Raw genomic sequence first — 7,567 nt, forward strand, 5'->3', positions numbered from 1 at the left:
AGGACAAAATGGCTACTGTTAGCACCAATGAATTTAAAGGCGGTTTGAAACTAATGTTGGATAACGAGCCTTGTGTGATCCTAGAAAACGAATACGTAAAACCAGGTAAAGGCCAAGCGTTCAACCGCGTTAAAATTCGTAAACTTCTTTCTGGTAAAGTGCTAGAGAAAACCTTTAAGTCTGGCGAAACGTGTGAAGTTGCAGACGTCATGGATATCGACCTAGATTATCTCTATAACGACGGCGAATTCTACCACTTTATGAATAATGAAACATTCGAGCAAATCGCTGCAGACGTCAAAGCGGTGGGTGATAATGCGAAATGGTTGGTAGAAAACAACACCTGTATGCTGACGCTGTGGAATGGCAACCCAATCGTGGTTACGCCACCAAACTTTGTAGAGCTAGAAGTTACTGATACCGATCCTGGTCTGAAAGGTGATACGCAAGGAACAGGCGGTAAGCCAGCAACACTTTCAACGGGCGCGGTCGTTCGTGTTCCTCTGTTCATCTCTATCGGTGAAGTGATTAAAGTGGATACACGTACTGGCGAATACGTAGGTCGTGTAAAATAAGCTGACTTTCGCTTAGTTTCACTAAGAGGTCACTTCGGTGGCCTTTTTTGTTTTTCAGCTTAGTGCTTGATGTGCCACAATTCACATTCTCTCTTCGGCCTCTAAACTAGTAACTATGAAACAGTCTTTTAGAATTTGGCTTGATGCCGCACGCCCCAAAACTTTGCCTCTGGCGTTAGTCTCGATTTTGACCGGGAGTGTATTGGCGTACTCAACGCATCGCTTCTCTTTGGTGGTGTCGGTACTGGCATTTTTAACAGCGACGTTACTGCAGATCCTCTCAAATCTCGCCAATGATTATGGTGACGCGCTGAAAGGCACTGACAACGACAAGCGGCTAGGGCCGATACGTGCGATTCAGTCCGGCGCTGTGTCTCCGCAAGATATGAAACTGGCGATGATAATCAACGTCTTATTGACGGTATTGTCTGGCCTTGCGTTAGTCTTGTATGCCTTGGAAAGCCTCGAGAGTATGCTGGCTTTTATCGGTTTAGGTGTGCTTGCGATTGTCGCGGCCATCGCTTATACGGTCGGCAATAAGCCCTATGGCTACGTCGGGCTAGGCGATATTTCAGTGTTTATCTTCTTTGGCTTACTTGGCGTGGCGGGAACCTATTTTCTGCATACGGGTATGGTTGATGTCACCTTGATACTGCCTGCGGTAGGCTGTGGCCTGCTAGCGGTGGCGGTACTCAATATCAACAACATGCGTGATATCGAGAATGACCAGCAGTGTGGTAAAAAAACCGTTGCGGTTCGCCTCGGGCAACAGCGCGCCAAACAGTATCATTTTGTGTTGTTGTTGGGGGCCGTCTTGGCCTTTAGCGTCTATTTGGCTGCCCAACCTAGCCCGCTTTGGGTCAGTTTGCCTTTTTTGCTGAGTTTACTGGTGACTTATAAGCATGGCAGGGCGGTATGGCTTGCCGAAGAACCCGCGCAGATTGCGCCGATGATGCCGGTCGTAGTCAAATGCTCAATGGTGACTAACTTGTTGTTTGTTGGAGTGGTTATAGCTCAAACTCTGGTCAGTTAAATGATGCATGTCATTGCAATGACTTAATCACCCGATATACTCGATTAAGATAACGAACGGTACGGGAAACACGACTATGGAATACAATACCTCTGCCTTATGCGACATCTACTTAGAGCAAGTGGATGTGGTTGAGCCCATGTTCAGTAACTTTGGAGGATGTGCATCGTTCGCTGGCCAAATCACTACTGTAAAGTGTTTTGAAGATAACGGCTTAGTACGCGAAATCCTTGAGCAAGACGGTTTAGGGCGTGTGTTGCTTATTGATGGTGGTGGCTCTCTTCGCCGAGCACTCGTTGATGCTGAATTGGCGTCGCTCGCGGAAGAGAATGAGTGGGAAGGTATTGTGGTGTATGGTTGTGTCCGTGAAGTGGATGAACTGGAAGACATGAGTATCGGCATTCAGGCGCTGGCATCGATACCTGTAGGGGCGACAAGCCAAGGCATCGGAGAGGTCGACATCCCGGTCAACTTTGGTGGGGTCACCTTCCTTCCCGAAGATTACCTCTATGCCGACAATACAGGGGTTATTCTCTCTCAAGAACCACTCGATGTGGACCTCGAAATTGAAGAAGAAGACGAACTGGTAATCACCGATTAAACTTTATCAGCAGCGACGATTAGGTCGCTGTTTTTTATTGTGCAGGCGTCAGATAGTGACGCCTGAGTTTAAGCGCGTATAGATAACCACAGACCCCACCACAGATATTGCCTAGCGCAATCCCGACAAACAATCCCTCTATATCGTACCACTGACCACCGATCCAGGCGCAGGGAATGGTAAAGAGAAACAGACGCATAAAGCTCCACTGAAACGCTTTGATTGGTTGATGTAGAGCATTCAGCCCTGACACTAGCATCATCATTATTCCTTGGAAGCCGTAACTGAAAGGCACCACTAACAGATAGTGCCAAAGCAAGTCTTTCACCGCTTGCTCTTGTGAAAACAGTGCCGCCAAAGGGATGCTTAGAGGGACCATCATCACGAAGATGCCTAGCTGAAACACCAGCGAAAAGCGCATGCTGAGAAAGAGTCCGGCAAAGCTGCGCGCCGGGCTTTTAGCCCCCATGTTCTGGGCAATAAAAGGCGTAAGAGCGGAGGTCAGTGCCATTAGTACCAAAATTAAAACCGATTCCACACGTTGCGCTGCGCCATAGGCAGCAACGGCGGCGGTGCCGTGGGCAGAAAGCATCATCATCAAAATAGCGCCAGACAATGGCGTCAGCGCGTTGGAGAGTGCGGCAGGGGTGCCGATCTTTAAAATCTGTTTCCAGTCTGACATTAAGTGAGCTGGGTTCGGTAAAGCCAGAAGCTTGTCGCGTTTGGCTAATACGTAAAGAGAGCCACATAATGCTCCAAGCCAACTCAAGGCACTGGCAATCGCGGCGCCTTGAATGCCAAGCTCGGGAAATGGACCATAGCCAAAAATCAGCAGTGGGTCGAGAATGCCGTTGATGATACCAGCCAACATCATGATCTTGGCTGGTGTTTTTGTATCTCCTGTTGCGCGAATCGCACTGTTTCCTGCCATGGGAATCACCAGCAAAGGAATGGTGAGATACCAAATGAGCATGTACTGCTCAATGAGTGGGAGCAGTGCTGGCTCTGCCCCTAGCGCCAAAAAGAGCGGCTTGATAGTGATTAAACCGAGTGACGAGGCGAGCGTCACCAGCAGCAGTGCTAAAAGTAGGCCGTGAGACGAAAAACGTGCCGCGTCGGTAGTCTGGCCTTGACCAAGTAGGCGGCCGATGTTGGTTGATAGCCCCATGCCAATACCCATAGTGATGCAGTTAACGGCAAAGGTGACCGGAAAGGTGTAACTGATCGCGGCTAAGGCCTGGGTGCCGAGTAGAGAGACAAAGAAGGTATCAACTAAATTAAATAGCAAAATCGCGACCATACCGAAGGTCATCGGTACCGTCATTTGACGAAGTACTAAGGGAATGGAGCCCGTTAACAGGCCGTGCTTATCCTGCATGAAGTGCGACTGATATTAATAGCGGAAAAGCTAAGGATACTGCATTGCTTTTCCAGACACAAAAAAGGCCAGCTTGTGCTGGCCTTTCGATTATTCATTCATAGAGAATAAATTACGCTTTAGCTGCCGCCGCTGCCTTAGCAATCGCTGCAAAGCTCTTCGCATCCAGAGAAGCACCGCCTACTAGCGCGCCGTCGATGTCTGGTTGAGAGAAGTAAGCTTCCGCATTTTCAGGCTTAACGCTGCCGCCGTATTGGATGATAACTTGTGCTGCAACTGCTTCATCTTTTGCCGCGATTAGTGCGCGGATAGAAGCGTGGATGCGCTGTGCGTCTTCAGCCGTAGCTGCTTTACCAGTACCGATAGCCCAGATTGGTTCGTAAGCGATGATTGCGTCGTTTAGCGCTTCAACACCGTAAGTGTCGATAACTGCGTTGATTTGACGTGCACAGACTGCTTCAGTTTCACCTGCTTCGTTTTGCGCTTCAGATTCACCGATACAGAAAACAGGCTTCAGACCGTTCTCTTTTAGGAAGTTGAATTTCTTCGCGATGAACTCGTCAGACTCTTCGTGGTATTCACGACGCTCTGAGTGACCGATGATGATGTGAGAAGCACCGAAGTCTTTCAGCATTTCTGGAGACATGTCGCCAGTGAACGCACCGCTGTTGTTTAGGTCAGTGTTTTGTGCACCTAGGATGATCTTGTTACCGCCTTCAGCGATGACGCGCTCAGCTAGATCGATGTAAAGCGCTGGTGGAGCGACGGCTACGTCAACACCTTCAACGCCTTCAAGCTCAGCGTTAAGACCAGTTAGCAGCTCTTTAACCATTGCTTTGCTGCCGTTAAGCTTCCAGTTACCCATCACTACAGGACGACGCATAGGAATATCTCCGTATTTAATCAATTAATGTAAAAAATCTTCGTAAGAATATAACAGATAAAACAGGTGAGATCATGATTACCGTCATGTCTTCTCCGGATATCATTATTGGTTGGAGCAGTCATGCCTCATATATGAAGTGATTCAAGGGCGTATCAGTGATCTATGGAACAGATTGGCTGAAAGTTGCTCGGAATTAAGCATAGAAATTGGTAATAGTGTTGTCCAGTTCCCCTTTCTCGTGAAACTCTCTTACATTTAAGGAATACTATGCCCAACCTAGTCATGGAATACTCCAACTCCGTTGATGAACGTGTCAATGTTCAAGGACTGTTGGAAGACTTACATCAAGTGGCGTTGCTATGTGGTCTGTTTGATGTGGGGTCAGTCAAATCGCGCGCTTTGCGTTGCCACAATTGGCTGATTGGTGAGGAAAACGACAGTGTCGATTTTATCCATATCAGTTTTGAACTGCTCGATGGTCGCAGCGCTGAGCAAAAGCGAGAGCTTTCGCGTCAGTTGATGGATGTGCTCCAACAACAGGCAGGGCATGTTCGCAGCCTAACCATCAATATTCGTGATATGGATAGAGAGTGCTTTCAGAAAGTGATCAATTAGCTTGTTGCCTACAACAGGAAGTACACTTTTTTATTGTATTTTTTAAGGTTTAAAGATGTCGATTAAAGAATTACTGTTCTCGTTTCAGGGGCGAATTGGACGTAAAACATTCTGGATATGGAATGTGACTTACTACGTTATCATCGTAGGCTTTGCGCTGGGAGCAAACACTTTGTTTGCGTCGGTAGCGCATTTAGTGTTACCGGTGTTTTTGCTCGTGGTACTAGTGCCAGATTTGGCGATCACGGCTAAGCGTTGGCATGACCGAGGCAAGTCGAGTTGGTGGCTGCTACTTAATATTCCTCTGGTGATTGGTCGTATGACAATGCCTGTGGGCGAGGCGGCTCAAAGCGTACCGCCCACCATGTGGCAAACCATGAGTTCATTTGCCGCTATTATCTGTGGAGTTTGGATTTTAGTGGAGTGTGGTTTTTTACAAGGTAACAGTGGTGACAACCAGTACGGGCCGGAGCCTCAATAGGTACAAATCGCACTTTTTGGCGCCGTTTCATTAGAAGTAGTCATTAAAAAGAGGGTTGGCATCAGTGCCAACCCTCTTTTTATCAATTGGTTATTTCCGCAGTAACACTTCTTCCACTTTATGATCTTGACCTTTTTTCAAAATCAGCTGAGCACGCCCTTTGGTGGGCAGTATATTGTGCCCGAGATTGACACCATTGATGGATTGCCAAATTTCATGCGCTTTGTCGATCGCTTGCTGTTCGCTTAATTGAGTGTAATGGCTAAAGTACGAGCCTGGCTTAGTAAAAGCCCCTTGGCGAAACTTGAGAAAGCGCTCGACATACCATTGCTCAATCACATCACTATCAGCATCGACGTAAAGAGAAAAATCTAAAAAGTCGGACACAAACACTCTGTGTGGGTCGTGGGGGTAATCCATGCCACTTTGCAAAACGTTGAGACCTTCGATGATTAAAACATCTGGGCGGTCAACGGTTTTCACTTCATCGGTAATGTCATAGGTGATGTGGGAATAAACCGGGACTTGAAGGTTTGGCTTGCCGGCTTTGACATCAGAAACAAACTCAACCAACCGCTTAATATCGTAGGACTCGGGAAAGCCTTTACGATGCATTATGTTGCGTTCGTCGAGTACCCGTTTGGGGTAAAGGAAACCGTCGGTGGTCACCAGTTCGACTTTAGGGTGATTTTCCCACCGAGCGAGCAGGGCTCTAAGTAGTCGTGCTGTGGTGCTTTTGCCCACAGCGACACTGCCAGCGATACCGATAATAAAAGGTGGCGGCGATTCTTGGTTACCAAAGAAGCGATTCAATACAGTGTTACGGCTTTGTCTGGCGGCAACATAAAGATTGAGCAGACGAGCAAGGGGCAGGTAAATCTCAGTCGCCTCATCCATGGTTAGGTTTTCGTTGACCCCTTGTAGCTCGACCAGATCAGACTCGGATAACGTCATGGGGACTGAATTGCGTAATTCAGCCCATTGTTGACGATTAAAAGAGAAATACGGGGTCATAGTCATCCTAACTTGATTTCGCGGTTGAGCAGCGAAAATACAACAACCGACCAAGATTGCAAATGACATTGTCGACATAAGTGCTTTTTAGGCGACAAATTGGGTGAATTTTCAACAAATAACTCTAAACAGTCGAAAAAGAGATTTTTTTTTAAATTTGCTATTGCAAGGCAGAAAATCATTCAATAGAATGCGCACCACTTATGCCGACTTAGCTCAGTAGGTAGAGCAACTGACTTGTAATCAGTAGGTCACCAGTTCGATTCCGGTAGTCGGCACCATTCTCTCCCTTAGTGGTGAGAATGAATGAAAATTTGGAGGGGTTCCCGAGTGGCCAAAGGGATCAGACTGTAAATCTGCTGGCACTGCCTTCGATGGTTCGAATCCGTCCCCCTCCACCATATTCTTTAGGAAATAGCTCACAGAGTTACGTGTTGCGGGCATCGTATAATGGCTATTACCTCAGCCTTCCAAGCTGATGATGCGGGTTCGATTCCCGCTGCCCGCTCCACTCATTTAGAGTGCTGATATAGCTCAGGTGGTAGAGCGCATCCTTGGTAAGGATGAGGTCGGCAGTTCGAGTCTGCCTATCAGCACCAGCTCTAAGCATAGTTTCCTTTTGATACTTTCTTTTAACTGAACTAGGTTTAGTTGTTAAGATTAAGTTTATCACCAATACTTTTTTGGTTGCGTGGTCATCAAAGCCACCTAAATCCGTACCTAGAGGGACAAGTCATGTCTAAAGAAAAATTTGAACGTACGAAACCGCACGTAAACGTTGGTACTATCGGCCACGTTGACCACGGTAAAACAACTCTAACTGCAGCTATCTGTACTACTCTTGCTAAAGTTTACGGCGGTGTAGCTAAAGACTTCGCATCTATCGATAACGCTCCAGAAGAGCGTGAGCGCGGTATCACAATCGCAACTTCTCACGTAGAGTACGATACTCCAACTCGCCACTACGCACACGTTGACTGTCCA

General features: G+C 47.3%; 9 protein-coding genes and 4 tRNA genes. 10 read left to right on the forward strand and 3 right to left on the reverse strand.

Annotated elements, in window-relative coordinates; genetic code table 11:
* Positions 1-8: 8 nt before the first annotated feature.
* The 3 genes from efp (at position 9) to rraA (ending at position 2,209) form a co-directional block, all read left to right on the forward strand.
* Positions 9-575 (forward strand): elongation factor P, encoded by a 567-nt coding sequence (gene efp / locus FCU94_RS00845; RefSeq protein WP_176286694.1) that lies wholly within the window; start codon positions 9-11, stop codon positions 573-575.
* A 115-nt stretch (positions 576-690) separates the two neighbouring features.
* Positions 691-1,608, forward strand: coding sequence for a 1,4-dihydroxy-2-naphthoate polyprenyltransferase (locus FCU94_RS00850; RefSeq protein ID WP_176286695.1), 918 nt, complete (start codon positions 691-693; stop codon positions 1,606-1,608).
* Positions 1,609-1,684: 76 nt separating this feature from the next.
* The gene (gene rraA / locus FCU94_RS00855) at positions 1,685-2,209 is read left to right on the forward strand and encodes a ribonuclease E activity regulator RraA (protein WP_176286696.1); all 525 of its coding nucleotides are present in this window, start codon (positions 1,685-1,687) and stop codon (positions 2,207-2,209) included.
* Between the two features lie 34 nt (positions 2,210-2,243).
* Here rraA and FCU94_RS00860 read toward each other — a convergent pair whose 3' ends face one another.
* Positions 2,244-3,587: an MATE family efflux transporter gene (locus FCU94_RS00860; protein WP_176286697.1), complete on the reverse strand. Its 1,344-nt coding sequence runs from the start codon at positions 3,585-3,587 to the stop codon at positions 2,244-2,246.
* A 112-nt stretch (positions 3,588-3,699) separates the two neighbouring features.
* Positions 3,700-4,470 (reverse strand): triose-phosphate isomerase, encoded by a 771-nt coding sequence (tpiA, locus tag FCU94_RS00865; protein ID WP_176286698.1) that lies wholly within the window; start codon positions 4,468-4,470, stop codon positions 3,700-3,702.
* Between the two features lie 270 nt (positions 4,471-4,740).
* Between tpiA and FCU94_RS00870 the strand changes: the two genes are divergently transcribed.
* Together FCU94_RS00870 and FCU94_RS00875 are read left to right on the forward strand one after the other, a co-directional pair.
* Positions 4,741-5,088 (forward strand): 5-carboxymethyl-2-hydroxymuconate Delta-isomerase, encoded by a 348-nt coding sequence (locus FCU94_RS00870; RefSeq protein WP_176286699.1) that lies wholly within the window; start codon positions 4,741-4,743, stop codon positions 5,086-5,088.
* A gap of 55 nt (positions 5,089-5,143) precedes the next feature.
* On the forward strand, positions 5,144-5,569 hold the full coding sequence (locus FCU94_RS00875) for a DUF805 domain-containing protein (RefSeq protein ID WP_176286700.1): 426 nt from the start codon (positions 5,144-5,146) through the stop codon (positions 5,567-5,569).
* 90 nt (positions 5,570-5,659) lie between these two features.
* On the opposite strand, the gene coaA is transcribed toward FCU94_RS00875, so the two are convergent.
* Positions 5,660-6,583, reverse strand: coding sequence for a type I pantothenate kinase (gene coaA / locus FCU94_RS00880; protein WP_217906309.1), 924 nt, complete (start codon positions 6,581-6,583; stop codon positions 5,660-5,662).
* Positions 6,584-6,788: 205 nt separating this feature from the next.
* On the opposite strand from coaA, the gene FCU94_RS00885 reads away from it, so the two are divergent.
* The 5 genes from FCU94_RS00885 to FCU94_RS00905 all read left to right on the forward strand — a co-directional run.
* Positions 6,789-6,864 (forward strand) — tRNA-Thr (locus FCU94_RS00885).
* A 35-nt stretch (positions 6,865-6,899) separates the two neighbouring features.
* Positions 6,900-6,984, forward strand: a tRNA-Tyr gene (locus tag FCU94_RS00890).
* A gap of 35 nt (positions 6,985-7,019) precedes the next feature.
* A tRNA-Gly gene (locus tag FCU94_RS00895) sits at positions 7,020-7,094 on the forward strand.
* A 12-nt stretch (positions 7,095-7,106) separates the two neighbouring features.
* Positions 7,107-7,182: transfer RNA gene (locus FCU94_RS00900), tRNA-Thr, on the forward strand.
* A 136-nt stretch (positions 7,183-7,318) separates the two neighbouring features.
* A partial coding sequence (locus tag FCU94_RS00905; protein WP_255199211.1) for a GTP-binding protein occupies positions 7,319-7,567 on the forward strand: 249 nt, incomplete at its 3' end.

Source organism: Vibrio sp. JPW-9-11-11 (genome assembly GCF_013369335.1).
Taxonomy (GTDB): domain Bacteria; phylum Pseudomonadota; class Gammaproteobacteria; order Enterobacterales; family Vibrionaceae; genus Vibrio.